The sequence below is a fragment of the Streptomyces sennicomposti genome, assembly GCF_019890635.1.
Classification (GTDB): domain Bacteria; phylum Actinomycetota; class Actinomycetes; order Streptomycetales; family Streptomycetaceae; genus Streptomyces; species Streptomyces sennicomposti.
The window spans coordinates 147,033-173,582 of the sequence record NZ_JAIOAB010000003.1; the positions used below are offsets into that span (position 1 = coordinate 147,033).

Below are 26,550 nucleotides of genomic sequence, written 5' to 3' on the forward strand. Positions count from 1 at the left end.
ACGTGTCCCGTCAGGTGTTCCTCTACGACCCCCCGGACCGCTTCGTGGCCGGTACGGTCGGACTGCCCGGACGCCGTACGTTCTTCCTCCAGGCCACCGCCGGCTCCCGGGTGACCAGCGTGGCCCTGGAGAAGACGCAGGTCGCCGCGCTCGCCGAGCGCATGGACGAACTGCTCGACGAAGTGGTGCGGCGCAGCGGCGGCAACGCCCCCGTGCCCGCCATGGCCCCCGCCGAGATCGCCGACACCGCCCCGCTGGAGACCCCCGTCGAGGAGGAGTTCCGGGTCGGCACCATGGCGCTCGCCTGGGACGGCGAGGAGCAGCGCATGATCGTCGAGGCGCAGGCCCTCGTCGAGCTGGACGCCGACACCGAGGAGGACCTGGCCGAGGCCGAGGAGCGGCTGCTCCAGGACGAGGAGAACGGGCCCCCGATGCTGCGGGTCCGGCTCACCGGCACGCAGGCGCGGGCCTTCGCCAAACGCGCCCTCGACGTCGTCAACGCCGGGCGGCCGCCGTGCCCGCTGTGCAGCCTGCCCCTGGACCCGGAAGGACACGTATGTCCGCGACAGAACGGATACCGCCGCGGAGCGTGACGCCGGGCACCGCGTCCGACGCGGCCCGCGTCGAACTGCTCGCCCGCGGTGAGCTGACCGTGCGCGGCCGCATCCGCGAGGCCTCCAACGCGGCGCTGTTCTGCACGGTCGCCCTCGACGGCCGGGAGGCGTCCTGCGTCTACAAGCCGGTCGCCGGGGAGCGCCCGCTGTGGGACTTCCCCGACGGCACCCTCGCCGGGCGCGAGGTGGCCGCCTACGAGGTCTCCGAGGCGACCGGCTGGGGCCTGGTGCCGCCCACCGTGCTGCGCGACGGCCCCTACGGCGAGGGCATGGTCCAGCTGTGGATCGACGCCAGCCCGGAGGCCGAACTGCTCGCGCTGATCGACGCCGAGGAGCCCGGGCCCGGCTGGAAGGCCATCGGCTTCGCCGAGGTCGACGAGGACCGCACCGCGCTGCTGGTGCACGCCGACGACGAACGGCTGCGCCGGCTCGCCGTGCTGGACGCGGTGCTCAACAACGCCGACCGCAAGGGCGGTCATCTGCTGCCCACGGCGGACGGCCGGCTCTACGGCATCGACCACGGCGTCACCTTCAACGTCGAGAACAAACTGCGCACCCTGCTGTGGGGCTGGGCCGGCGAGCCGCTGCCCGCGGAGGCGGTCGGCGTCCTGAAGGGACTGCGGGACGCCCTCGGCGAGGGCGGCGCCCTCGCCGCCCGCCTGACCGGGCTGATCACCCCGGCCGAGACGGACGCCACGCGCGCGCGGGTGGACGCCCTGCTCGCCTCCGGCGTCCACCCCGAGCCGAGCGGCGAGTGGCCGGCGATCCCCTGGCCACCGGTATAGCAGCCGGGCCCGGCCCCGCCGGGAGCGGCGCATCCGTCAGTCGGCCTGCCGGGGCCAGCGCATCTGTCGGTCGGCCTGCCGGGAGCGGCGCACCCGTCAGTGGGCCCGCCGGGGCCAGCGCCTCCGTCAGCCGCCCTGCCGGGCGCGACGCACCCCACAGCTGGCCCGCCGGGCTCGACGCCCTCCGGCCCGGCCGGCCCCGGGGAACCCCGCACGCGGGCCCCGGGAAACCCCGCACGCGGGCCCCGGGAAACCCCGCACGCGGGCCCCGGGGAGCCCCGCACGCGGGCCCCGGGGGGCCGCGCACCCGGCGGAGAGCCGGTCCCGACGGGGGCTGCACACCCGCGGGAAATCGGCAAGAGCGCCTATCCGGCCATATGGCCCGGTCCGGTTCGTGGACGGGACCGCGGTCCGGTTACGCTCATGACATGCATGCCTGGCCCGCTTCCGAGGTCCCCGCCCTGCCTGGTCAGGGTCGCGACCTGAGGATCCACGACACCGCGACCGGGGGTCTGGTCACCCTCACCCCCGGTCCCGTCGCCCGTCTCTACGTCTGCGGCATCACGCCGTACGACGCGACCCACATGGGTCACGCGGCGACCTACAACGCGTTCGACCTCGTACAGCGCGTGTGGCTCGACACCAAGCGGCAGGTCCACTACGTCCAGAACGTGACCGACGTCGACGATCCGCTGCTGGAGCGGGCGCAGCGCGACGACCTCGACTGGGTCGCGCTGGCCGAGCGGGAGACGGCCCTGTTCCGCGAGGACATGACCGCCCTGCGGATGCTGCCGCCCCGGCACTACATAGGCGCCGTGGAGGCGATACCCGGCATCGTTCCGCTGGTGGAGCGGCTGCGCGACCTGGGAGCGGCGTACGAGCTGGACGGGGACGTGTACTTCTCCGTCGAGTCCGACCCGCACTTCGGCTCGGTCTCCCGCCTCGACGCCGCCGCGATGCGGCTGCTGTCGGCCGAGCGCGGCGGCGACCCCGACCGGCCCGGCAAGAAGAACCCGCTCGACCCGATGCTGTGGATGGCCGCCCGCGAGGGCGAGCCCAGCTGGGACGGCGGCTCGCTCGGAGCGGGCCGGCCCGGCTGGCACATCGAGTGCGTGGCCATCGCCCTCGACCACCTCGGGATGGGCTTCGACGTCCAGGGCGGCGGCTCCGACCTCGCCTTCCCGCACCACGAGATGGGCGCCTCGCACGCCCAGGTGCTCACCGGCGAGTTCCCCATGGCGAAGGCCTACGTCCACGCCGGCATGGTCGCCCTCGACGGCGAGAAGATGTCCAAGTCCAAGGGCAACCTCGTCTTCGTCTCCCGGCTGCGCCGCGACGGCGTCGACCCGGCGGCGATCCGGCTGGCGCTGCTCGCCCACCACTACCGCTCCGACTGGGAGTGGACCGACCAGGTGCTCCAGGACGCCGTCGCCCGGCTCGGCCGCTGGCGCGCGGCCGTCTCGCGGCCCGACGGACCGGCCGCCGACAAGCTGGTCGAGGAAATCCGCGACGCCCTCGCCGAGGACCTCGACGCCCCGGCCGCGCTCGCCGCGGTCGACCGGTGGGCGGTACTCCAGGAGGAGCGGGGCGGCACGGACACGGGCGCGCCCGGTCTGGTGTCGCGCGCCGTGGACGCCCTGCTCGGCGTGGCGCTCTGACGATCCGGCGGCCCGCCGACGCGGCGGGCCGCCACAGCGGGGAGGGGCGGTGCGCTCACGAGCGCACCGCCCCTCCCCGCTGTCGGCTCAGTCCTCGGACGAGTCCTCGTCGCCCGGCGCCGCGTCGCTCTCCGGGCGCGGACCGGCGCCCGGCCGAGGGTCGGTCTCGGGCCGCGGGTCCGCTCCGGGCCGCGGGTCCGCTCCGGGCCGCTGGTCCGTCTCCGTCTCCGGCTGCGTCCCCGGCTCCGGCTTCGGCGGCATCGGCGGCCGGGTGCGGCCGCCGCCGGGGCTGTCGCGCAGGTACGAGCCGTCGCCGCCGTCCGCCGTGGCGTGGCCGCCCGACGCGGGTCCGCCACCGTCCCGGCGCCGCAGATACCGCTCGAACTCGCGGGCGATCGCCTCGCCCGACGCCTCCGGCAGCTCGGCGGTGTCCCGGGCCTCCTCCAGCGTCTGCACGTACTCGGCGACCTCGCTGTCCTCGGCGGCCAGCTGGTCCACGCCCACCTGCCAGGCGCGCGCGTCCTCCGGCAGCTCGCCCAGCGGGACGCGCAGGTCGAGCAGGTCCTCCAGCCGGTTGAGCAGGGCCAGCGTGGCCTTCGGGTTGGGCGGCTGCGAGACGTAGTGCGGGACCGCCGCCCACAGCGAGACCGCCGGGACGCCGGCGTGCGTGCACGCCTCCTGGAGGACGCCCACGATGCCGGTGGGACCCTCGTACTTGGTCTCCTCCAGGTCCATCCGGCGGGCCAGGTCCGCGTCCGAGGTGGTCCCGCTGATCGGGACCGGACGCGTGTGCGGGGTGTCGCCGAGCAGGGCGCCCAGGACCACCACCAGCTCCACGCCGAGTTCGTGCGCGAAGCCCAGCAGCTCGTTGCAGAACGAGCGCCAGCGCATGGACGGTTCGATCCCGCGCACCAGCACCAGGTCACGGGGTTTGTCGCCGCCGACCCGGACCACGGAGAGCCGCGTCGTCGGCCAGGTGATCTTGCGCACGCCGCCGTCCATGAACACCGTGGGGCGGTTGACCTGGAAGTCGTAGTAGTCCTCGGCGTCCAGCGCCGCGAACACCTCGCCCTTCCACTCCCGCTCCAGATGCGCGACCGCGGTCGAAGCGGCGTCGCCGGCATCGTTCCAGCCCTCGAACGCGGCCACCATGACCGGGTCGATCAGCTCGGGAACCCCCTCGAGCTCGATCACCCAGCGCCTCCTTCCGACGTGCCCTCGCCTGACCCACCAACCTTACGGCGTTCGGCGGGGGCGTCCGCAGCCCCCGTGCACGGGGGAGTGAACGCATCACTACCCGTACGGGCCACCCGAACACCCATGATCGCCGATCCCAGACCTTCCGGTCGCCACGGGCCCCGGACCCGGGCCGGCTGACCCCCCGTCACCCCGCGGCCCCCGGTCCGCCGCCGCGCGCCGGACCGGCCCAAGCGGCCCCGTGACCAGGGCGGCTGACGCCCCGTGAGGCGGCCCGCGCAAGCGGGACCCGGCTCACGCGGGCGCGCCGGAGGGCCGGCTCCCCGTGCGGAGGGAGCCGGCCCCGTACCGGTGACCGGGGTCACCCGGCGGTCACCTGCCGTCGAGCAGCCCCTGCACCTTCGCCCGGACCTCGTCCGTGGCCAGACCGCGGATCGTCAGCGTCGTACGGCGGCGCAGCACGTCGTCCGCCGTCTCGGCCCACTCGTGGTCGCGGGCCCAGACGACCTGCGCCCAGATCTCCGGGGCATCCGGGTGGACCCGCTCGCCCAGCTCCGGGTTCTCGTTCGCCAGCCGGGCGATGTCGAAGGCCAGCGAGCCGTAGTGCGTGGCCAGGTGCCGGGCGGTGTCCGGCGCCATCCGCGGGCCGGGCGCCGGGCGGTCCACCAGCAGCCGGTGGGCGACCGCGCGCGGGTTGGCGATGCCCGGCAGCGGCAGCTTCTTCGGCAGCGTCGAGATCGGCTCGAAGTCGTCGCCGAGCGGGTGGCCGGGCAGCTCCTCCAGCTTCTTCATCACCGTGCGGCCGATGTGCCGGAAGGTGGTCCACTTGCCGCCCGCCACGGACAGCATCCCGCCCTTGCCCTCGGTCACCACCGTCTCGCGCTTGGCCTTGGCGGTGTCGCCGGGACCGCCCGGCAGCACCCGCAGACCGGCGAAGGCGTAGGTGATCAGGTCCCGCTGGAGCTGCTGGTCCCGGACGGAGAACGCGGCCTCGTCCAGGATCTGGGCTATGTCCTTGTCATTGACGGACACGTCCGCCGGGTCGCCCTCGTACTCCTCGTCGGTGGTGCCGAGCAGCAGCATGTCCTCCCAGGGGAGGGCGAAGGTGATGCGGTACTTGTCGATCGGGGTGGCCAGCGCGGCCTTCCACGGCGCGGTCCGCTTCAGGACCAGGTGCGCGCCCTTGGACAGGCGGATGGACGGCGCGGCCTTCGGGTCCTCCATGCGGCGCAGGTGGTCCACCCACGGGCCGGTGGCGTTCAGCACCAGACGGGCGTTCACGCCGAACTCGTCGCCGGAGAGCCGGTCGCGCAGCTCCGCGCCCGTCACCCGGCCCTTGGTGAACCGCAGCCCGGTCACCTCGGCGTGGTTGAGGACGACCGCGCCCGCCTCGACGGCCGCGCGGACCGTCATCAGCGCCATGCGCGCGTCGTTCATCTGGTCGTCGCCGTAGACGGCCACGGCCCTGAGGTTCTCGGTGCGCAGCTCGGGCACGTCCTGCGCCGCCTTGGCGGGGGAGAGCAGGTGGCCCACGCCGTCGCCGAACGCGGAGAGCGCGGAGTAGGCGAACACGCCCGCACCGAGCTTCGCCGCGCCGTGCGGCCCGCCCTTGTACACGGGGAGGTAGAAGGTGAGCGGGTTCGCCAGGTGGGGGGCCACCTGGCGGGAGACCGCACGGCGCTCGAAGTGGTTCTCCGCCACCAGCTTCACCGCGCCGGTCTGCAGGTAGCGCAGACCGCCGTGCAGGAGCTTGGAGGAGGCGGAGGAGGTGGCGCCGGCGAAGTCGCCGGCGTCGACCAGGGCCACCCTGAGGCCGGACTGCGCGGCGTGCCAGGCGGTGGAGATGCCCAGGATGCCGCCGCCGATCACGAGGAGGTCGTACGTCGCCTTGGAGAGCTGCTCCCGGGTCTCGGCACGGCTCGGGTTGGAGCCGGAGGCCGGGTGCGTCCCCAGGGCAGGCACGGACTGCAGGGTGGACTGACTGGTCATTGCGGTTTCTTACTCCTCGTCCTCGATCCAGCCCATGGTCCGCTCGACGGCCTTGAGCCAGTTCTTGTACTCACGGTCGCGGGTGTCCGCGTCCATGCGGGGGGTCCATTCGGCGGCCCGGCGCCAGTTCTGGCGCAGATCGTCGGTGGAGGCCCAGAAGCCGACGGCGAGACCGGCGGCGTAGGCGGCGCCGAGACAGGTGGTCTCGGCGACCATCGGGCGCACCACGGGGGCGTCCAGGAAGTCCGAGAGCGTCTGCATCAGCAGGTTGTTGGAGGTCATGCCGCCGTCGACCTTGAGGGCGGTCAGCTCCACCCCAGAGTCCTTGGTCATGGCGTCGGCGATCTCCCGCGTCTGCCAGGCGGTGGCCTCCAGGACGGCGCGCGCGAGGTGCGCCTTGGTGACGTACCGGGTCAGGCCGGCGATCACACCGCGGGCGTCGGAGCGCCAGTACGGGGCGAACAGGCCGGAGAAGGCCGGCACGAAGTAGGCGCCGCCGTTGTCCTCGACCGAGAGCGCGAGCGTCTCGATCTCGGCGGCGGTGGAGATCAGGCCCATCTGGTCGCGCATCCACTGCACCAGCGAGCCGGTGACGGCGATCGAGCCCTCCAGGGCGTAGACCGGCTTCTGGTCGCCGATCTGGTAGCCGACGGTGGTCAGCAGCCCGCTGTAGGAGTTGATGATCTTGTCGCCGGTGTTCATCACCATGAAGGTGCCGGTGCCGTACGTCGACTTGGTCTCGCCCTCGGAGAAGCAGGTCTGGCCGAACAGGGCCGCCTGCTGGTCGCCGAGCGCGGAGGCGACCGGGATGCCGCCGAGCAGGTCGCCCAGGCGCCCGCCCTTGATCTCGCCGTAGACCTCGGCGGAGGAGCGGATCTCGGGCAGGATCGGCGTGGGCACGCCGATCGACTCGGCGATGCGCTCGTCCCACTGCATGGTGTGCAGGTTCATCAGGAGGGTGCGGGAGGCGTTGGTGACGTCGGTGACGTGCTTGCCGCCGTCGACGCCGCCGGTCAGGTTCCAGATGACCCAGGTGTCCATGGTGCCGAAGAGGATGTCGCCGGCCTCGGCGCGCTCGCGCAGGCCCTCGACGTTGTCGAGCAGCCAGCGGGCCTTGGGGCCGGCGAAGTAGGAGGCCAGCGGCAGGCCGGTCTCGCGGCGGAAGCGGTCCTGGCCGACGTTGCGGCCCAGCTCCCGGCACAGGGAGTCGGTGCGGGTGTCCTGCCAGACGATGGCGTTGTGGACGGGCTCACCGGTGTTCTTGTCCCACAGCACGGTCGTCTCGCGCTGGTTGGTGATGCCGATGGCCTTGATGTCGTCGCGGGTGATGCCGGCCTTCTCGACGGCGCCGGCGACGACCTCCTGGACGTTGGTCCAGATCTCGGTGGCGTCGTGCTCGACCCAGCCCGGCTTGGGGAAGATCTGCTCGTGCTCCTTCTGGTCGACGGAGACGATCCGCCCGTCCCGGTCGAAGACGATGCAGCGGCTGGAGGTGGTGCCCTGGTCGATCGCGGCGATGAACGGTCCGGCGGTGTGCGCGTCGGTCACTGTCTGCTCCTGGGGTCCGTGTGGCTGTGGTGCGGTGGATACGGCGGTGCGGTCGGGGCCGGCGTCCGGGGCCTTCGCCGCGGACGCCGTGCTCGTCAGGCGAAGGCGATGTTGTAGATGCCTGCGCCGATGGCGCCGCCGATCAGCGGGCCGACCACCGGGATCCAGGCGTAGCCCCAGTCGGAGCCGCCCTTGTTGGGCAGCGGCAGCAGGGCGTGCACGATGCGGGGGCCCAGGTCACGGGCGGGGTTGATGGCGTAGCCGGTGGGGCCGCCCAGGGACAGGCCGATGGCGACGACCACGAGCGCGGTGATCAGACCGCCGAGGGGGCCGAGGCCGTTGCCGCTGTCGTTCAGGCCCTGGGTGAGGACCGCCAGGATCAGCACGACGGTGCCGATGATCTCCGTGGCGAGGTTCTGCACCGCGTTGCGGATCTCCGGGCCGGTGGAGAAGATCCCGAGGACCGGGCCGGCGCCCTTCTCCTGCGCCTCGACGGCCTTGGCGGAGGTGGACTGCGCGCCCGGGCCGCCGACGATCTCCTTGTCGGTCAGGTGCGCCTGGAACTGGCCGTAGTAGGCGAGCCACACCAGCGTCGCGCCGATCAGCGCGCCCAGCAGCTGGCCGCCGATGTAGGTCGGCACATTGGTCCAGTCGCTGTCCTTGATGGCGAGGGCCACCGTCACGGCGGGGTTGAGATGGGCGCCCGAGAGCGGGCCGGAGACGTAGACGGCCGTCATCACGGCGAAACCCCACCCGAAGGCGATGGCGAGCCAGCCGGCGTTACGGGCCTTGGAGGCCTTCAAGGTGACGGCGGCGCAGACGCCGCCGCCGAGCAGGATGAGTATGGCGGTACCGATGGTCTCGCCGATGAAGATGTCGGAGCTGGACACCCGCGACTCCTTTGTCCTTCGTCCAGGGGTAGCCGAACCCCGGGTCCCGCCGGGGGTCTGGCGCCCTCAGGGGTGAGAGCGATTCCGGCCTCTGGCGTTGTCACACTCTAACGCGTATTGCCGCAAGGTGTTCGACAATGCCGACCGATGGACGCGAGTCTCACCCGCCACCTCATGGGCGTCAAGAGTTCTGTTGTCGAAAGCACGATCGTTACTGATCGGCCACCGCGCGGCGGCGCCGTCCGGGCCCACCGGGCATGCGAGAAGACCGGTACGGCGACTGCCGTACCGGCCCGGAGGGACGGGGTACCGACGGGGTACCGCCCGGTAAGGCGAGAGCGGGGGGCTCCCGCGCGCGGGGGGACGCCGGAGCGTTCGTAGGGCCGCGGCGAGGCCGCCGTACGGCCGCGCCGATGCCGCCGTACGGGACTCAGAAGCGCCCGGCGCCCAGGTCCCGGGAGACCGCGCGGGCGCAGTCGCGCACCGCGGCGATCAGCTCGGGGCGCAGCTCGCCGTCCGGCCGCACCCGCTCCACGGCGCCCGTGATGCCGACCGCGCCCACCGGCATCCGCCGCCGGTCGTGGATGGGCGCCGCGATGGACGCGACGCCCTCCCAGGTCTCCTCCACGTCGGCCGCGTAACCCCGCGCGCGCGTGAGGTCGAGGATGTGCTCGAAGTCCTCGACGCCGCACACGGTGCGGTCCGTGAACACCTTGCGCTCGGCCTCCAGCGCCTCGCTGTGCGCCACCGGGTCGTACGCCGACAGCACCTTGCCGAGCGCGGTGGAGTGCAGCGGCTGCATCGCCCCGATCTCCAGCACCTGCCGGCTGTCGTCCGGGCGGAAGACGTGGTGCACGATCAGCACCCCCTGCTGGTGCAGAACGCCCAGGTAGACGCTCTCGCCGCTCGAGCGCGCGAGGTCGTCGGCCCATACGAGGGCGCGCGCCCGCAGTTCGTGCACGTCGAGGTAGGTGGTGCCCAGGCGCAGCAGCTCCGCGCCCAGCTGGTAGCGCCCGGAGGCGTCGTCCTGTTCGACGAAACCCTCCTGCTGGAGGGTGCGCAGTATGCCGTGCGCGGTGCCTTTGGCGAGGCCCAGCGACGAGGCGATGTCCGACAGGCCGAGCCGTCGCTCGCCGCCCGCGAGCAGCCGCAGCATCGCGGCCGCCCGTTCGAGCGACTGGATGTTCCGTGCCATCGCCGTCCTGCCCTCCGTCCCCTTCGGCCGCCGACGGTGATCTCGTCTACCGCCGTTCGGCAATGTCGAACACTACCGGTCGATGCCGACTCACCGCTAATGGTCGGTCGACACCTGTTACGTCGTCCGTCGCCTCGACGTGACGCGGGTGCCATCCTCGTCCGCCCCGTGGACGCCCTGAACATCAGGGCCCGGCCCCCGCTACGCTTGCGGCGTGCACCGTCCCCGGACAGCTCCGCGCCGAGCGCGCGCAGCCGCCCGGGGAAGACGCAAAGCCGACAGCCGTCGCACCTAAGGGAGCCCCTTCATGGCCTCGTTGCCGCCGTCCCCTTCCGCCGACAGCCGGACCCGTGTGTCCGCCCTCCGCGAGGCGCTCGCCACCCGAGTGGTGGTCGCCGACGGAGCGATGGGCACCATGCTCCAGGCCCAGGACCCCACCCTCGAGGACTTCCAGAACCTAGAGGGCTGCAACGAGATCCTGAACGTCACCCGGCCCGACATCGTGCGCTCGGTGCACGCCGCCTACTTCGACGCGGGCGTCGACTGCGTGGAGACCAACACCTTCGGCGCCAACCACACCGCGGCCTCCGAGTACGAGATCGCCGACCGGGTGCACGAACTGTCCGAGGCCGGCGCCCGCCTCGCCCGGGAACTGGCCGACGAGTACACGGGCCGCGACGGCCGCACCCGCTGGGTGCTCGGCTCCATCGGCCCCGGCACCAAGCTGCCCACCCTCGGCCACGTCGGCTACCCCACCATCCGGGACGGCTACCAGGCCAACGCCGAGGGCCTGCTGGCCGGCGGCGCCGACGCGCTGATCGTGGAGACCACGCAGGACCTGCTCCAGACCAAGGCCTCGGTCCTCGGCGCCCGGCGCGCCATGGAGGCCACCGGGGCGGACGTGCCGCTGCTGGTGTCGATGGCGTTCGAGACCACCGGCACCATGCTCCTCGGCTCGGAGATCGGCGCGGCGCTCACCGCCCTGGAGCCGCTCGGCATCGACATGATCGGCCTGAACTGCTCGACCGGCCCCGCCGAGATGAGCGAGCACCTGCGCTACCTCACCCGGCACTCCCGCATCCCGCTGCTGTGCATGCCCAACGCCGGCCTGCCCATCCTCACCAAGGACGGCGCGCACTTCCCGCTCGACCCCGAGGGCCTGGCGGACGCGCAGGAGAACTTCGTCCGCGACTACGGCCTGTCCCTGGTCGGCGGCTGCTGCGGCACCACGCCCGAACACCTGCGCCAGCTCGTGGAGCGGGTGCGCGACGTGGCCCCGGTGGAGCGCGACCCGCGCCCCGAGCCGGGCGCCGCCTCCCTCTACCAGACGGTCCCCTTCCGCCAGGACACCTCCTACCTGGCGATCGGCGAACGCACCAACGCCAACGGCTCCAAGAAGTTCCGCGAGGCCATGCTGGAGGGCCGCTGGGACGACTGCGTGGAGATGGCCCGCGACCAGATCCGCGAGGGCGCGCACATGCTCGACCTGTGCGTGGACTACGTCGGCCGGGACGGCGTCGCCGACATGGCGGAACTGGCCGGCCGCTTCGCCACCGCCTCCACGCTGCCGATCGTGCTGGACTCCACCGAGGTCGAGGTGATCCGGGCCGGCCTGGAGAAGCTCGGCGGCCGGGCCGTGATCAACTCCGTGAACTACGAGGACGGCGACGGCCCCGAGTCCCGGTTCGCGAAGGTCACCGCGCTGGCCCGCGAGCACGGCGCGGCGCTGATCGCGCTCACCATCGACGAGGAGGGCCAGGCCCGCACCGCCGAGAAGAAGGTGGAGATCGCCGAACGGCTGATCGACGACCTCACCGGCAACTGGGGCATCCACGAGGAGGACATCCTCGTGGACTGCCTGACCTTCACCATCTGCACCGGCCAGGAGGAGTCCCGCAAGGACGGCATCGCCACCATCGAGGGCATCCGCGAGCTGAAGCGGCGCCACCCGAAGGTGCAGACCACGCTGGGCCTGTCGAACATCTCCTTCGGCCTCAACCCGGCCGCCCGGATCCTATTGAACTCCGTCTTCCTGGACGAGTGCGTCAAGGCCGGCCTGGACTCGGCGATCGTGCACGCCTCCAAGATCCTGCCCATCGCCCGCTTCGACGAGGAGCAGGTCACCACCGCCCTCGACCTGATCTACGACCGCCGCCGCGAGGGCTACGACCCGCTGCAGAAGCTCATGCAGCTGTTCGAGGGCGCCACGGCGAAGTCCCTGAAGGCCGGCAAGGCCGAGGAACTGGCCGCCCTCCCGCTGGACGAGCGCCTCAAGCGGCGCATCATCGACGGCGAGAAGAACGGCCTGGAGGCCGACCTGGACGAGGCGCTGACCCAGCGCCCGGCGCTCGACATCGTCAACGACACCCTGCTGGACGGCATGAAGGTCGTCGGCGAACTGTTCGGCTCCGGCCAGATGCAGCTGCCGTTCGTCCTGCAGTCCGCCGAGGTGATGAAGACCGCCGTCGCCCACCTCGAACCGCACATGGAGAAGTCCGACGAGGCCGGCAAGGGCACCATCGTGCTCGCCACCGTGCGCGGCGACGTGCACGACATCGGCAAGAACCTCGTCGACATCATCCTGTCCAACAACGGCTACAACGTCGTCAACCTCGGCATCAAGCAGCCCGTCTCCGCGATCCTGGAGGCCGCCGACGAGCACAAGGCCGACGTGATCGGCATGTCCGGACTGCTGGTGAAGTCCACGGTGATCATGAAGGAGAACCTGGAGGAGCTGAACCAGCGCGGACTGGCCGCCACCTACCCGGTGATCCTCGGCGGCGCCGCCCTCACCCGCGCCTACGTCGAGCAGGACCTGCACGAGATCTACGAGGGCGAGGTCCGCTACGCCCGCGACGCCTTCGAGGGACTGCGCCTGATGGACGCCCTCATCGGCGTCAAACGGGGCGTGCCCGGCGCCAAGCTGCCCGAGCTGAAGCAGCGCCGCGTGCGCTCCACGGCCGCCGTCCAGGTCGAGGAGCAGCGCCCCGAGGAGGGCCACGTCCGCTCCGACGTGGCCACCGACAACCCGGTCCCCGAGCCGCCGTTCTGGGGCACCCGGGTGATCAAGGGCATCCAGCTCAAGGAGTACGCGAGCTGGCTGGACGAAGGCGCGCTGTTCAAGGGCCAGTGGGGGCTCAAGCAGGCCCGCACCGGCGACGGGCCGACCTACGAGGAGCTGGTGGAGACCGAGGGCCGGCCCCGGCTGCGCGGCCTGCTGGACCGCCTGCACACCGAGAACCTGCTGGAAGCCGCCGTCGTCTACGGCTACTTCCCGTGCGTGTCCAAGGACGACGACCTGATCGTCCTGGACGAGCGGGGCAACGAGCGCACCCGGTTCACCTTCCCGCGCCAGCGCCGCGGCCGGCGGCTGTGCCTGGCCGACTTCTTCCGCCCGGAGGAGTCCGGCGAGAGGGACGTCGTCGGCTTCCAGGTCGTCACCGTCGGCTCCCGCATCGGCGAGGAGACCGCCCGCCTGTTCGCCTCCGACGCCTACCGGGAGTACCTGGAGCTGCACGGCCTGTCCGTGCAGCTGGCCGAGGCCCTCGCCGAGTACTGGCACGCCCGCGTCCGCGCCGAACTGGGCTTCGGCGGCGAGGACCCGGCCGACGTGGAGGACATGTTCGCCCTGAAGTACCGGGGTGCGCGCTTCTCCCTCGGCTACGGCGCCTGCCCCGACCTGGAGGACCGCGCGAAGATCGCCGACCTGCTCCAGCCGGAGCGCATCGGCGTCCACCTCTCCGAGGAGTTCCAGCTCCACCCGGAGCAGTCCACGGACGCGATCGTCATCCACCACCCCGAGGCCAAGTACTTCAACGCCCGCTGAAGCACTCCGGGAGGCGGCGCGCCGGATCACGAGGTCCGTCGCCCGCCGCCCGGCCTCGGGCACCAGACGACGTGCGCTCTTCCCGTCCGGCGTCCGGCCATGACGCCCACCGTCCGGCGCGCGAGCCGGGCCACGGCGCTCATGGTGCCCTGGCCGCCCGGTGTCCGCCCACCCCCGTTCCGCGTCCGGCGAACGGGGGTACGCGGAGGCGCCTCGCGTCGTCCCTGAGCCGTTCGTACCGATCACGTCGTACACTGGTCGGTCCACTGCAGGCCGGTTCCCCGCGCGGGAACCGGCCTGCTCGTCCCTCAAGGAGGTGCGCCCGGATGACCAGTACGGTCCCCGCGCTCGGAACCCGGTACCCGGAAGGCTCAGCTCTCCAGGCCGTGCTCCTCGACATGGACGGCACCCTGGTGGACACGGAGGGCTTCTGGTGGGAGGTCGAGGTCGCGGTGTTCGCCGCTCTCGGACACACCCTGGACGAGGCCTGGAGACACGTCGTCGTCGGCGGTCCCATGACCCGCAGCGCCGGCTTCCTGATCGAGGCCACCGGCGCCGCCGTCACCCTCGCCGAGCTGACCGTGCTGCTCAACCAGGGCTTCGAGGAGCGCATCGGGGGCGCCGTGCCGCTGATGCCGGGCGCCGCGCGCCTGCTGTCCGAGCTGTCGGCGCACCAGATCCCCACCGCCCTGGTCTCCGCCTCCCACCGGCGCATCATCGACCGCGTCCTGGCCGCGCTCGGCCCCCAGCACTTCGCCCTGTCCGTCGCCGGCGACGAGGTGGCCCGCACCAAGCCGCACCCCGACCCGTATCTGCTGGCCGCCACCCGCCTGGGCGTGGACCCGGCCCGGTGCGCGGTCGTCGAGGACACCGCGACCGGCGTCGCCGCGGCCGAGGCGGCCGGCTGCCATGTGGTCGCCGTGCCATCCATCGCCCCCATCGCCCCCGCCCACCGGCGCACGGTCGTCACCTCGCTGGAAGAGGTGGACCTGCCCTTCCTGCACGGCCTGATGACGCACACGTGTTAGCCGGCCGCAGGGCGTACGGGGTGTGCCGGACCGCCCCTCCGGCGCGCCCCGGAAAACACGCGAAACGCGCCGGACGGCTGAATTCCGCTACGGCTGCGCAGAGTTGTCGAGGTGACGTTCATCACTTGAATTAGGGTCGACAGGAAGGGGTGGATGTGCTTCCGGCCCCCTTTCCGGCGGGGGGCGCGTGCCCTTGTGTCCCGTTTGGTGAGACGCTGCACGAATCCTTCCACTGGCGCGTTTTCGGTGTGTCCACACCCGGTTCCGCTGTGTGATGGCACCCCGCCTCCGGCGGCCGGGAGCCGCCGCGCGGGCGCGGACTAATCTCGTCGCGAGTACATCGAACCAACCCCGTGATCCGCCGCGACACACCCTCAGCACGCCGGGTACACGGACCTGACAGCCCTGGAGAAACCCGAGCATGAACCGCAAGACTTTGGTGCTGCCGGCCGTCGTCGGCCTGCTCGCGCCGGTACTCGCCGCGTGCGGCGGGTCCGACAGCGGAAGCGACAGCGGTGACGCCATCGTCGTCGGCACCACGGACCGGTTCACCGCCTCCGAGGACGCACCGGCCCCCCTCGACCCGGCCTTCGCCTACGACGTCGGCACCTGGAACATCCTGCGCCAGACCGTGCAGACCCTGATGATCCAGCCCAAGGGCGACGGCGACCCCGTCCCCGAGGCGGCCGAGAAGTGCGGCTTCACCGACACCGGCAACGAGCGCTACGCCTGCACCCTGCGTGACGGCCTGGAGTTCGCCAACGGCGACAAGGTCACCGCCGCGGACGTGAAGTACTCCATCGACCGCGCCCGCGCCATCAACGCCGACACCCAGGTCGCCGGCCTGCTCTCCACCGTCGACACGGTCGAGACGCAGGGCGACCGCGAGGTCATCTTCCACCTCAACACCGCCGACGCCACCTTCCCGTACAAGCTGACGACGCCCGTCGCGGGCATCGTCAACCCCAAGAACTACGAGAAGAACAAGCTGCGCGACGGCTTCGAGGTGGACGGCTCCGGCCCGTACACGATGAAGGCGGACGTCAAGAACGACGAGATGGTCGACGCCGTCTTCACCAAGAACCCCAAGTACAAGGGGACGCTGCAGCTCAACAACGACAAGGTGCAGATCCGCTCCTTCGCGGACGCCGACGCCATGGGAGCCGCCCTGGACAAGGGCGACATCGACGTCATGACCCGCACCATGTCACCCGAGCAGATCAAGAAGCTCTCCAACGACTCCGGCGGCAACATCGACCTCGTCGAGATGCCCGGCCTGGAGATCCGCTACCTCGGCTTCAACACCGACGCGGCCAGCGTCGAGGACAAGGCCGTCCGCCAGGCCATGGCGCAGATCATCAACCGCAGCGCGCTGGTCGCCAAGGTCTACGGCACCCAGGCCGAGCCGCTGTACTCGCTGGTCCCGGCCACCGTCACCGGCCACTCCAACTCCTTCTTCAACCAGTACGGCGACCCCAGCGACAGCAAGGCGCGCACGCTGCTGAAGAAGGCCGGCATCACCACCCCGGTGAAGCTCACGCTGCACTACACGACCGACCACTACGGCTCGGCGTCCAAGCAGGAGTTCCAGATCCTGCAGCAGCAGCTCAACGCCAGCGGCCTGTTCGACGTCAGCATCGAGGGCACCGAGTGGAAGACCTTCCACCCGGCCGAGCTGAAGGGCTCCTACGACGTCTACGGGATGGGCTGGTTCCCCGACTTCCCGGACGCCGACAACTTCCTCGCGCCGTTCCTCGACAAGGGCAACTTCCTCAACTCGCCCTACAACAACGCCAAGATCCGCAACCAGCTGATCCCGCAGTCCCGCCGCCAGGCCGACCGGCTCTCCGCCTCCAGCAGCCTGACGGAGATCCAGGAGGCCGTCGCCGACGACGTCCCGGTGCTGCCGCTGTGGCAGGGCAAGCAGTACATCGCGGCCCGCGACGACATCACGGGCGCGGCCTACGCCCTCAACTCCTCCTCGACGCTGCAGCTGTGGCAGCTCGGCCGGGGCGTGAGCAGCTGACGCCGCATCACCCGTACGAGCGAGGGCGCCCCTCCCGGAACTCCGGGAGGGGCGCCCTCGCTCGTGTCGGCAGTCGCACCGGCCGGTCGCCGAGGAGCCGTACCGGTGCGGGCCGCTACTGCGCGCCCGGCCGCACCAGACCGCTCTCGTACGCGTACACCGCCGCCTGCACCCGGTCCCGCAGCCCCAGCTTCGTCAGCACATGCCCGACATGCGTCTTGACGGTCGTCTCGCTGACGAACAGATCCGCCGCGATCTCCGCGTTCGACAGGCCGCGCGCCACCAGCTTCAGCACCTCCACCTCACGCTCCGTGAGGGTGTGCAGAGTGTCCGGCACCGGCTCCTCGCCCGAGGGCAGATGCGTGGCGTACTTGTCCAGCAGCCGGCGGGTGATGCTCGGCGCGAGCATCGCCTCGCCCGCCGCCACCACGCGGATCGCCTGCACCAGCTCGTTGGCGGGAGCGTCCTTCAGCAGGAAGCCGCTCGCCCCCGCGCGCAGCGCCTCCACCACGTACTCGTCGAGATCGAACGTGGTCAGCACCAGCACCTTCGCCGGGCCGTCGCGCTCGGGACCGGTGATCTGCCGGGTCGCCTCCACGCCGTCCATCCGCGGCATGCGGATGTCCATCAGCACCACGTCGGGCTGCAGCGCCCGCACCTGGTCCAGGGCCTGCAGACCGTCGCCGGCCTCGCCCACGACCGCGAGATCCCGCTCCGCCTCCAGGATCATCCGGAATCCGGTGCGCAGCAGTGGCTGGTCGTCGACCAGTAGGACGCGGATGGCCACGTGAGTCTCCTTCGCCGGTTCCCTAGTCCGCGCCCATTCTGCCCTGCACCGGCGGCGCGGCCGGTGCCAGGGGCAGCGGGTAGGGCGGGGGAGTGCCGCCGAACTCCGGGCAGTGCGCCCGGTGGTCGCACCAGCCGCACAGCTTGGTGGGCCGCGGCCGCCAGTCACCCGTCTCGGTGGCCAGCCGGATCGCCTCCCACAGCGCGTGCAGCTTGCGCTCGATCCGCTCCAGATCGGCCGGGACCGGGTCGTACGTCAGCACGTCGCCGCTGCCCAGGTACACCAGCTGGAGCCGGCGCGGCACGACCTTCTTCAGCCGCCACACCACCAGGGCGTAGAACTTCATCTGGAACAGGGCGCCCTCGGCGTACTCGGGGCGGGGCGCCTTGCCCGTCTTGTAGTCGACGATCCGCACCTCGCCCGTCGGGGCGACGTCCACCCGGTCGATGATGCCGCGCAGCCTCAGCCCGGAGGCCAGCTCCGCCTCCACGAACAGCTCCCGCTCGGCCGGCTCCAGACGGGACGGGTCCTCCAGCGTGAACCAGCGCTCCACCAGCCGCTCCGCCTCCGACAGCCAGCGCGCCAGCCGCTCGCCGTCCGCGTCGTCGGCGAACAACTCCACCAGCTCCGGCCGGGACTCGCGCAGCCGGTCCCACTGACCCGGGATCAGCGCCTTGGCCCGGGGCGGGGTGCGCTCCGCGGCCGGCGCGTCGAACAGGCGCTCAAGCACCGCGTGCACCAGGGTGCCGCGCGTCGCCGCCTCGCTCGGCTTCTCCGGCAGCCGGTCGATCACCCGGAAGCGGTACAGCAACGGGCACTGCATGAAGTCCCCGGCACGCGAGGGCGACAACGAGACCGGCGGCACGGCCGCCCGGACCGCGCCGGAGGCCACGCCGTCCGGCGCCGCCACGCCCGCGTCCGCGCCGCCGGCCCCGGCCGCCGGCTCCTGGCCCGCCGCCGTCACGTCCGCGCCGCCCGCCTCGCCCGCCGCCGACCCGTCCGCCGCCTGCGCGGTGGCGGCCTGCCCGGCGGTCGCCGAGGCGGCGGACGGCTCGGCAGCGGACGCCTGGGCGGCGGTCGCCTGGGCCGGCACCGCCGGGGCCGTCGCCGGGGTGGGGCCGGACTCCGGTGTCCGGTCCGGTGCGGGCTCCGGTGTCGGGGCCTCCGTGCTCGTCTCCATGCCCCAGACCCTACGGCCAGCCACCGACAGTGACCCATTCGTGCCGACTGACCTGCGCGCCGACGGGGCAGATGTCAGGGGTGCCAGGCTGGACCGCGCGCCGCCGCCGCATACCATCGACCCGAGACCTCCCGTCCGGCAGGCACGGGAAACGCGCTTCGAACGAGGGGACACCGTGGACGTGAGCGGCGGAAGCGGGCAGCCGCGGTCCGGCAACGACGAGCCGGCGCAGTCCCCGGCGGACCCCACGACGCCGGACGGGCCCCGTACGGCCCCGGCCCCCGGACAGAAGACCGAGAAGACCGAAAACACCGCGAAGACCGAGGACACCGCGAAGACCGGGGACACCGCGAAGGCCTCCCGCGACGACCGTCCCGGCAGCGCCCCCGAACCCAGCGGCGACCCCACCGGCCGCGACCACGCCGACGACAGCCCCGGCACGCGCGGCGCACCCCCGCCGCCCCCACCCCCTCAGCACCCCCCGGCCGGAACCGGCGCCCACGGCGCCGACCCGGGCACCGGCGCCGCTCCGGGCTCCGACGCCCACCCCGACCGCGCCCACGCACACTCCGCCCCCGGCGGCCCCCGCCCGCCCCGCCGCCCCAGGGAACCCGGCGGCGGCATCCTCATGGGCCGCCCCTTCGGCGTCCCCGTCTACGTCGCACCCAGCTGGTTCCTCGTCGCCGCCCTCATCACCTGGGTGTTCGGCGGCCAGCTCGACCGCGTCCTGCCCGAGCTGGGCGCCGCCCGCTACCTGGTGTCCCTGTTCTTCGCCGTCGCCTTCTACGGCTCCGTCCTCGTCCACGAACTCGCCCACACCCTCGCCGCCCTCCGCTTCAAACTCCCCGTCCGCCGCATCCAGCTCCAGTTCTTCGGCGGCGTCTCGGAGATCGAGAAAGAGGCCGAGACCCCCGGCCGCGAATTCGTCCTCGCCTTCGTCGGACCCCTGCTCTCCCTGGTCCTCGGCGGCGTCTTCTACCTCGCCCTGCAACCCGTCGAACGCGGCACGGTCCCCGGCGTCCTGCTCGCCGCCCTGATGATCTCCAACCTCATCGTCGCCGTCTTCAACCTGCTGCCCGGCCTCCCCCTGGACGGCGGCCGGATGCTGCGCGCCGTCGTCTGGAAGATCACCGGCAAACCCATGAGCGGCACCGTCGCCGCCGCCTGGGTCGGCCGCGCCCTCGCCGTCACCGTCCTCATCGGCCTGCCCTGGGTCAGCCAGTCCGGCGCCCTCGGCGACGCCGCCGAGGGCAACGTCGGCGTCGACACCGTCACCGACGCCCTGCTCGCCGCCATCATCGCCGCGATCATCTGGACCGGCGCCGGCAACAGCCTGCGCATGGCCCGCCTGCGCGAACACCTCCCCGAACTGCGCGCCCGCACCCTCACCCGCCGCGCGGTACCCGTCGAGACCAACACCTCCCTGGCCGAGGCGCTGCGCCGCGCCAACGCCGCCGGCGCCCGCGCCCTCGTCGTCGTGGACGGCCACGGCGAGCCCCTGGCCATCGTCCGCGAGTCCGCGATCGTCGGCGTGCCCGAGCACCGCCGCCCCTGGGTGTCGGCCGGCGAACTCGCCCAGGACCTCACCGAGGGCATGCGGGTCTCCGCCGAGCTGGCCGGCGAGGAACTCCTGGACGTCCTGCGCGCCACCCCGGCCACCGAGTACCTGGTCGTCGAGGAGACCGGCGAAATCTACGGCGTACTGTCCGCCGCCGACGTGGAACGCGCCTTCGTCAAAGCCATGGCCCGCCCCTCCTGAACCCGGCCGCGCCCCCGCCCCGCCCGGACGCCGTGCCCGCGAAACCGGAGCACCGCTCTCCCGAAGCGGCGGCCGTGCAGCGGTGGTCGGCGGCCCTCCCCGGGGCCGGTAGGCTGGTCACATGTCCGAACCGACCGGTGCCGCCCGCCGTCGCGGGCCCTTCAAGGTCGGGGACCAGGTACAGCTGACCGACCCCAAGGGCCGCCACTACACGTTCACGCTCGAGGCCGGGAAGAACTTCCACACCCACAAGGGTTCCTTCCCGCACGACGAACTGATCGGCGCACCCGAGGGAAGCGTTGTCCGCACCACCGGCAACGTCGCCTACCTCGCGCTGCGTCCCCTGCTCCCCGACTACGTCCTGTCCATGCCCCGCGGGGCAGCCGTCGTCTACCCCAAGGACGCGGGGCAGATCCTCGCCTTCGCCGACATCTTCCCCGGCGCCCGCGTCGTGGAGGCCGGCGTCGGCTCCGGCTCGCTCAGCAGCTTCCTGCTGCGCGCCATCGGCGACCAGGGCATGCTGCACAGCTACGAGCGCCGTGCCGACTTCGCCGAGATCGCCCAGGCCAACGTCGAGCGCTACTTCGGCGGCCCGCACCCCGCCTGGCAGCTCACCGTCGGCGACCTCCAGGACAACCTGTCCGACACCGAGGTCGACCGGGTCATCCTCGACATGCTCGCCCCGTGGGAATGCCTGGAGGCCGTCTCCAAGGCCCTCGTCCCCGGCGGCATCCTGTGCTGCTACGTCGCCACCACCACCCAGCTCGCCCGGACCGTGGAGTCCATCCGCGAGATCGGCTGCTTCAACGAGCCGACCGCCTGGGAGACGATGATCCGCAACTGGCACATCGAGGGCCTGGCCGTCCGCCCCGACCACCGCATGATCGGGCACACCGGCTTCCTGCTCACCGCCCGGCGCCTCGCCGACGGCGTCGAGCCGCCCATGCGCCGCCGCCGCCCCGCCAAGGGCGCCTACGGCGAGGACTACGAGGGCCCCAACGCCGACGGCGGCGCCGGCCGCTGAGGCTGCCCCCGCCGCACACAACGAACGGGCGCCGTGGCGCAGTTCCCGACTCCGGCCGGGAACTGCGCCACGGCGCCCTCACGTTGACCGGGACGACACCGCCCCGCGCGGCGGAAAGCGGAACCGGGTACCCACCCCACCGTTCCCCCGCACTGTGACGTGTGGCACGATGCTGGCCACCCCACCGGCACAGCCCTCATGAGAGGCCCTAGTGCAGCACTCCGCCGTCCCGGACCTGGCACACACGCACACCCGCCCCATCCACTGGGTCGCCACCGCGACCGCCGTAGCCGGTGTGATCGCCCTCTCCTCGGCCCTCCAGCCCGGCTCCGCCACCGCCGCCCAGTCCGGACCCGGCGAAACCCGGAGCGCCCCCGCCGCCGTCGCCCCGCCCAGCACCACCGGAGTGACCTTCCCCCTCGAGTGCGGCCCCGTCAAAGCGGTCGTCGCGAAGAAGGCCACCGGGGACCTCGACGGCGACGGCCGGCCCGAGACCGTGGCCGTCGTCCACTGCGACGCCTCCATGGGCACCCCGCCCGACGGCGTCTACGTCCTCACCCAGGCCCACGGCGCGACCGCCCCGCGCGTGGTGGCCACCCTGGTCGACCCCAAGGACCGGTACACCGTCACCGACTTCGCGGTACACGCCAGCCGGATCACCGCCACCCTGCTCGGCTACTCCTCGCCCGACGTGCCCAATTGCTGCCCCGACCTCAAGGAGGGCGCGAAATGGCAGTGGAAGAACGGCGCGTTCGTCCGTTCCGCTCCCGCCCAGGCCCGCAGTATCTGAGGCATCCGAGTCCCTTGCCCGCCACGCGTGTGAGAAATCAGACAGCAGTGACGACAGGCGCCCGTGCGATCACTCCGCGTCAGGCCCGTACACTTCCACCCTGTCCGAAACACGCCGCACATGGATGCACTCGCCGGGACACTCCCGCGCCGAGTCCACCACGTCCGTGAGAAGCGGCAGCGGCACGGGCGTTGTCGCCCCCCTGGCCTGCAGCAGCTCGTCGTCCGCGCCCTTCACATAGGCCAGACCGTCGATGTCCAGCTCGAACACCTCCGGCGCGTACTGCGCGCAGATCCCGTCACCGGTGCACAGGTCCTGGTCGATCCAGACCTCCAGCTCCTCGCCGCCGTCCACGGTCTGCTGCTGCACGCTCACATCTCCTGCCCTGTCACGTCGAACCACGCGGGAATCCGGCCAGCTCCGACGGGTGTTGAACGACTCGACCCTACCTCTGACGGCTTTCCAATCGCGTTCGGTGGGTATTCCCCTGGCGTGAGGGAGAGCGCAAGGGTGAAGATCGGACACACCCCGACAGTCTTTGTGATCTAGGGGTTTCAATCGACACCCACCCAGGTAGGGTCTGGAAGCGTCCAGCTCCCCTTGGAGGAGGTGAGGACCGTGGCAGCCCACGACGACGACATGAACCGCGGCATCCGCCCGGGACGAGGGTCCGACGACCCGGCCGGGCAGATCGCCTACCTTGAGCAGGAGATCGCCGTCCTGCGACGCAAGCTCGCCGACTCTCCGCGACACACGAGGATTCTCGAAGAGCGGATCGTCGAGCTGCAGACCAATCTGGCCGGCGTGTCCGCGCAGAACGAACGACTGGCGAACACGCTCCGCGAGGCCCGCGACCAGATCGTGGCCCTCAAGGAAGAGGTCGACCGGCTGGCCCAGCCGCCCGCCGGCTTCGGCGTCTTCCTGCAGGCCAACGAGGACGGCACGGCCGACATCTTCACCGGCGGCCGCAAGCTGAGGGTGAACGTCAGCCCCAGCGTCGAACTCGACGAGCTCCGGCGCGGCCAGGAAGTGATGCTCAACGAAGCGCTCAACGTGGTCGACGCCATGCAGTTCGAGCGCGTCGGCGACATCGTCACCCTCAAGGAGATCCTCGAGGACGGCGAGCGCGCCCTGGTGATCGGGCACACCGACGAGGAACGGGTGGTACGGCTCGCCGAGCCGCTGCTGGACGTCACCATCCGCGCCGGCGACGCCCTGCTGCTCGAACCCAGGTCCGGCTACGTCTACGAGGTCGTGCCCAAGAGCGAGGTCGAGGAACTCGTCCTCGAAGAGGTGCCCGACATCGGCTACGAGCAGATCGGCGGCCTCGGCAACCAGATCGAGATGATCCGGGACGCCGTCGAGCTGCCCTACCTCTACCCGGACCTCTTCAAGGAGCACGAACTGCGCCCGCCCAAGGGCGTCCTGCTCTACGGACCCCCCGGATGCGGCAAGACGCTCATCGCCAAGGCCGTCGCGAACTCGCTGGCCAAGAAGGTCGCCGAGGTCACCGGCCAGGCCGCCGGCAAGAGCTTCTTCCTCAACATCAAGGGCCCCGAGCTGCTGAACAAGTACGTCGGCGAGACCGAGCGGCAGATCCGCCTCGTCTTCCAGCGCGCCCGGGAGAAGGCCAGCGAGGGCACCCCCGTCATCGTCTTCTTCGACGAGATGGAATCCCTCTTCCGCACCCGCGGCTCCGGCGTCAGCTCGGACGTGGAGAACACCATCGTCCCGCAGCTCCTCGCCGAGATCGACGGCGTGGAGGGCCTGCAGAACGTGGTCGTGATCGGCGCCTCCAACCGCGAGGACATGATCGACCCCGCCATCCTGCGCCCCGGCCGGCTCGACGTGAAGATCAAGATCGAACGTCCCGACGCCGAGGCGGCCAAGGACATCTTCGCGAAGTACCTCACCGAGCGCCTCCCGCTGCACGCGGACGACCTCTCGGAGCACGGCGGCGAGAAGGACGCCACGGTCCAGGCCATGATCCAGACCGCGGTCGAGCAGATGTACGCCGAATCCGAGGAGAACCGCTTCCTGGAGGTCACCTACGCCAACGGCGACAAGGAAGTCCTCTACTTCAAGGACTTCAATTCCGGCGCCATGATCGAGAACATCGTGGGCCGGGCCAAGAAAATGGCGATCAAGGACTTCCTGGAGAAGAACCAGAAGGGCCTGCGCGTCTCCCACCTCCTCCAGGCCTGCGTGGACGAGTTCAAGGAGAACGAGGACCTGCCCAACACCACCAACCCGGACGACTGGGCCCGGATCTCCGGAAAGAAGGGCGAGCGGATCGTCTACATCCGCACCCTGATCACCGGAAAGCAGGGCGCGGACACCGGACGCTCCATCGACACGGTGGCGAACACCGGTCAGTACCTGTAAAACCGGGGCGGCTGCGGGTTCCCACGGCGGGTACCCGCAGCCGACCTGTTTTCCAGGGCCACGCATGGAGCAGGCAATGACGCAAATGATCTCCCCACCAGCGCAGAGGCGTTCTAGGCTCTTTCGTACCGCCGGGTCGCGCAGTGCGGGGACGGGCACCGCACAGGCACCCGAGCATCAGCGGTACTTGAGCGCCGCCCTCGACCGAGGGCGCCGCCGGGCAAGGAGGGCCGCATGACCGTACGGCGAGTGATGGGCATCGAGACGGAGTACGGGATCTCCGTCCCCGGTCACCCGAACGCCAATGCCATGCTCACCTCGTCCCAGATCGTCAACGCCTACGCCGCGGCGATGCACCGGGCCCGCCGGGCCCGCTGGGACTTCGAGGAGGAGAACCCGCTGCGGGACGCCCGCGGCTTCGACCTCGCCCGCGAGGCCGCCGACTCCAGCCAGCTCACCGACGAGGACATCGGCCTGGCCAACGTCATCCTGACCAACGGCGCCCGGCTCTACGTCGACCACGCCCACCCCGAGTACAGCGCCCCCGAGGTCACCAACCCGCGCGACGCCGTCCTGTGGGACAAGGCCGGCGAGCGGATCATGGCCGAGGCCGCCGAGCGGGCCGCCCAGCTGCCCGGCGCGCAGCCCATCCACCTCTACAAGAACAACACCGACAACAAGGGCGCCTCCTACGGCACGCACGAGAACTACCTGATGAAGCGGGAGACCGCCTTCTCGGACATCGTGCGCCACCTGACGCCCTTCTTCGTCTCCCGCCAGGTCGTCACGGGCGCCGGCCGGGTCGGCATCGGCCAGGACGGCCACGAACACGGCTTCCAGCTCAGCCAGCGCGCGGACTACTTCGAGGTCGAGGTGGGCCTGGAGACCACCCTCAAGCGGCCCATCATCAACACCCGCGACGAGCCGCACGCCGACGCCGAGAAGTACCGCCGACTGCACGTGATCATCGGCGACGCCAACCTCTCGGAGATCTCCACCTACCTCAAGCTCGGCACGACCGCCCTGGTCCTGTCCATGATCGAGGACGGCTTCATCGCCGTCGACCTGGCCGTCGACCAGCCCGTGCGCACCCTGCACCAGGTCTCGCACGACCCCACGCTCAAGCGACTGATCACGCTGCGCAGCGGCCGGACACTGACCGCGGTACAGCTCCAGATGGAGTACTTCGAGCTGGCCCGCAAGTACGTCGAGGAGCGCTTCGGCGCCGACGCCGACGACCAGACCAAGGACGTCCTGACCCGCTGGGAGGACACCCTCAACCGGCTGGAGAACGACCCGATGAGCCTGGCCGGCGAGCTGGACTGGGTCGCCAAGCGGGAGCTGATGGAGGGCTACCGCCGCCGCGACGGCCTCGACTGGGACGCCGCCAAGCTCCACCTGCTCGACCTCCAGTACGCCGACGTGCGCGCCGAGAAGGGCCTGTACAACCGCCTGGCGGCCCGCGGCCGCATGAAGCGCCTGCTGGACGAGAGCGAGGTCGACCGGGCCCGCAGGAAGCCCCCGGAGGACACCCGGGCCTACTTCCGCGGGCGGTGCCTGGAGCAGTACGCCGACGACGTGGCGGCGGCCTCCTGGGACTCGGTCATCTTCGACCTGCCGGGCCGCGACTCCCTCCAGCGGGTTCCAACCCTGGAACCGCTTCGCGGAACGCGTAATCACGTCAAGGAGCTGCTGGACCGCTGCCGCACGGCGGAGGACCTGGTCAGGGTCCTGTCCGGCAACTGAATGGGTACTCGAACCGGGCCGGCCGACCGGGGTGGAAACCCCCGGCGCCCGGGAATCATCGAGACGGGCCCCGTACGTTGCGGAAACTGCGGGGCCGATGTCGGACCCGGCTTGTAGGGTCTG

General features: G+C 71.7%; 19 protein-coding genes. 11 read left to right on the forward strand and 8 right to left on the reverse strand.

All coding sequences use genetic code 11. From position 1 onward, the window contains the following. The first annotated feature begins 2 nt into the window (after window positions 1-2). From K7787_RS02780 to mshC, 3 genes are all read left to right on the forward strand, one after another. Window positions 3-593 carry a DUF3090 domain-containing protein gene (locus K7787_RS02780; RefSeq protein ID WP_019986154.1) on the forward strand — a complete coding sequence of 197 codons (591 nt, stop codon included), beginning with the start codon at window positions 3-5 and terminating at the stop codon, window positions 591-593. Continuing rightward, a complete protein-coding gene (locus K7787_RS02785) occupies window positions 557-1,399 on the forward strand; it encodes an SCO1664 family protein (RefSeq protein WP_050790697.1) in 843 nt (280 codons plus the stop codon). The genes K7787_RS02780 and K7787_RS02785 overlap by 37 nt, the downstream gene beginning before the upstream one ends. 428 nt (window positions 1,400-1,827) lie before the next feature. Continuing rightward, entirely contained in the window at window positions 1,828-3,057 is a 1,230-nt protein-coding gene (mshC, locus tag K7787_RS02790; protein WP_223000384.1) for a cysteine--1-D-myo-inosityl 2-amino-2-deoxy-alpha-D-glucopyranoside ligase, read from the forward strand. A gap of 87 nt (window positions 3,058-3,144) precedes the next feature. Here mshC and K7787_RS02795 read toward each other — a convergent pair whose 3' ends face one another. The 5 genes from K7787_RS02795 to K7787_RS02815 all read right to left on the reverse strand — a co-directional run bounded on the left by K7787_RS02795 (window position 3,145) and on the right by K7787_RS02815 (window position 9,876). Beyond that, entirely contained in the window at window positions 3,145-4,251 is a 1,107-nt protein-coding gene (locus K7787_RS02795; RefSeq protein ID WP_223000385.1) for a PAC2 family protein, read from the reverse strand. A gap of 375 nt (window positions 4,252-4,626) precedes the next feature. Beyond that, a complete protein-coding gene (locus tag K7787_RS02800; protein WP_223000386.1) occupies window positions 4,627-6,243 on the reverse strand; it encodes a glycerol-3-phosphate dehydrogenase/oxidase in 1,617 nt (538 codons plus the stop codon). Window positions 6,244-6,252: 9 nt separating this feature from the next. Then, a complete protein-coding gene (gene glpK, locus K7787_RS02805; RefSeq protein WP_223000387.1) occupies window positions 6,253-7,791 on the reverse strand; it encodes a glycerol kinase GlpK in 1,539 nt (512 codons plus the stop codon). A 95-nt stretch (window positions 7,792-7,886) separates the two neighbouring features. Next, complete coding sequence (locus tag K7787_RS02810; RefSeq protein WP_009187751.1) at window positions 7,887-8,681, reverse strand: MIP/aquaporin family protein; 795 nt, start codon at window positions 8,679-8,681, stop codon at window positions 7,887-7,889. Window positions 8,682-9,111: 430 nt separating this feature from the next. Next, window positions 9,112-9,876: an IclR family transcriptional regulator gene (locus K7787_RS02815; RefSeq protein ID WP_009187750.1), complete on the reverse strand. Its 765-nt coding sequence runs from the start codon at window positions 9,874-9,876 to the stop codon at window positions 9,112-9,114. Between the two features lie 307 nt (window positions 9,877-10,183). Between K7787_RS02815 and metH the strand changes: the two genes are divergently transcribed. The 3 genes from metH (at window position 10,184) to K7787_RS02830 (ending at window position 16,756) form a co-directional block, all read left to right on the forward strand. Beyond that, window positions 10,184-13,702, forward strand: a complete 3,519-nt coding sequence (metH, locus tag K7787_RS02820) for a methionine synthase (RefSeq protein ID WP_223000388.1) — start codon at window positions 10,184-10,186, stop codon at window positions 13,700-13,702. A 326-nt stretch (window positions 13,703-14,028) separates the two neighbouring features. Next, the gene (locus K7787_RS02825) at window positions 14,029-14,730 is read left to right on the forward strand and encodes an HAD family hydrolase (protein WP_009187748.1); all 702 of its coding nucleotides are present in this window, start codon (window positions 14,029-14,031) and stop codon (window positions 14,728-14,730) included. A 421-nt stretch (window positions 14,731-15,151) separates the two neighbouring features. Further along, window positions 15,152-16,756, forward strand: a complete 1,605-nt coding sequence (locus K7787_RS02830) for an ABC transporter substrate-binding protein (protein ID WP_164388077.1) — start codon at window positions 15,152-15,154, stop codon at window positions 16,754-16,756. 115 nt (window positions 16,757-16,871) lie between these two features. Here K7787_RS02830 and K7787_RS02835 read toward each other — a convergent pair whose 3' ends face one another. Beyond that, entirely contained in the window at window positions 16,872-17,543 is a 672-nt protein-coding gene (locus tag K7787_RS02835) for a response regulator (protein WP_019986146.1), read from the reverse strand. 22 nt (window positions 17,544-17,565) lie between these two features. Further along, window positions 17,566-18,723 carry a RecB family exonuclease gene (locus K7787_RS02840; RefSeq protein ID WP_223000389.1) on the reverse strand — a complete coding sequence of 386 codons (1,158 nt, stop codon included), beginning with the start codon at window positions 18,721-18,723 and terminating at the stop codon, window positions 17,566-17,568. A 175-nt stretch (window positions 18,724-18,898) separates the two neighbouring features. On the opposite strand from K7787_RS02840, the gene K7787_RS02845 reads away from it, so the two are divergent. The 3 genes from K7787_RS02845 (at window position 18,899) to K7787_RS02855 (ending at window position 22,296) form a co-directional block, all read left to right on the forward strand. Beyond that, on the forward strand, window positions 18,899-20,482 hold the full coding sequence (locus K7787_RS02845; RefSeq protein WP_223000390.1) for a site-2 protease family protein: 1,584 nt from the start codon (window positions 18,899-18,901) through the stop codon (window positions 20,480-20,482). Window positions 20,483-20,603: 121 nt separating this feature from the next. Beyond that, a complete protein-coding gene (locus tag K7787_RS02850; protein WP_009187743.1) occupies window positions 20,604-21,506 on the forward strand; it encodes a tRNA (adenine-N1)-methyltransferase in 903 nt (300 codons plus the stop codon). Window positions 21,507-21,717: 211 nt separating this feature from the next. Beyond that, entirely contained in the window at window positions 21,718-22,296 is a 579-nt protein-coding gene (locus K7787_RS02855) for a hypothetical protein (protein ID WP_223000391.1), read from the forward strand. A 69-nt stretch (window positions 22,297-22,365) separates the two neighbouring features. Here the strand turns inward: K7787_RS02855 and K7787_RS02860 are convergent, their stop codons facing one another. Further along, window positions 22,366-22,671 (reverse strand): ferredoxin, encoded by a 306-nt coding sequence (locus K7787_RS02860; protein ID WP_223000392.1) that lies wholly within the window; start codon window positions 22,669-22,671, stop codon window positions 22,366-22,368. 243 nt (window positions 22,672-22,914) lie between these two features. Here K7787_RS02860 and arc point away from each other — a divergent pair, with 243 nt between their 5' ends. Together arc and dop are read left to right on the forward strand one after the other, a co-directional pair. Beyond that, window positions 22,915-24,681 carry a proteasome ATPase gene (arc, locus tag K7787_RS02865; RefSeq protein ID WP_009187740.1) on the forward strand — a complete coding sequence of 589 codons (1,767 nt, stop codon included), beginning with the start codon at window positions 22,915-22,917 and terminating at the stop codon, window positions 24,679-24,681. A gap of 234 nt (window positions 24,682-24,915) precedes the next feature. Next, the gene (gene dop / locus K7787_RS02870) at window positions 24,916-26,427 is read left to right on the forward strand and encodes a depupylase/deamidase Dop (protein ID WP_346342313.1); all 1,512 of its coding nucleotides are present in this window, start codon (window positions 24,916-24,918) and stop codon (window positions 26,425-26,427) included. Window positions 26,428-26,550: the final 123 nt, after the last annotated feature.

Bases quoted from the DNA above. Each gene is read 5' to 3' on its own strand.
- K7787_RS02830 (WP_164388077.1), top strand. From the start codon at position 15,152: ATGAACCGCAAGACTTTGGTGCTGCCGGCCGTCGTCGGCCTGCTCGCG.
- K7787_RS02785 (WP_050790697.1), top strand. From the start codon at position 557: ATGTCCGCGACAGAACGGATACCGCCGCGGAGCGTGACGCCGGGCACC.
- K7787_RS02800 (WP_223000386.1), bottom strand. From the start codon at position 6,243: ATGACCAGTCAGTCCACCCTGCAGTCCGTGCCTGCCCTGGGGACGCAC.
- K7787_RS02840 (WP_223000389.1), bottom strand. From the start codon at position 18,723: ATGGAGACGAGCACGGAGGCCCCGACACCGGAGCCCGCACCGGACCGG.
- mshC (WP_223000384.1), top strand. From the start codon at position 1,828: ATGCATGCCTGGCCCGCTTCCGAGGTCCCCGCCCTGCCTGGTCAGGGT.
- metH (WP_223000388.1), top strand. From the start codon at position 10,184: ATGGCCTCGTTGCCGCCGTCCCCTTCCGCCGACAGCCGGACCCGTGTG.
- K7787_RS02850 (WP_009187743.1), top strand. From the start codon at position 20,604: ATGTCCGAACCGACCGGTGCCGCCCGCCGTCGCGGGCCCTTCAAGGTC.
- K7787_RS02815 (WP_009187750.1), bottom strand. From the start codon at position 9,876: ATGGCACGGAACATCCAGTCGCTCGAACGGGCGGCCGCGATGCTGCGG.
- K7787_RS02825 (WP_009187748.1), top strand. From the start codon at position 14,029: ATGACCAGTACGGTCCCCGCGCTCGGAACCCGGTACCCGGAAGGCTCA.
- dop (WP_346342313.1), top strand. From the start codon at position 24,916: ATGACCGTACGGCGAGTGATGGGCATCGAGACGGAGTACGGGATCTCC.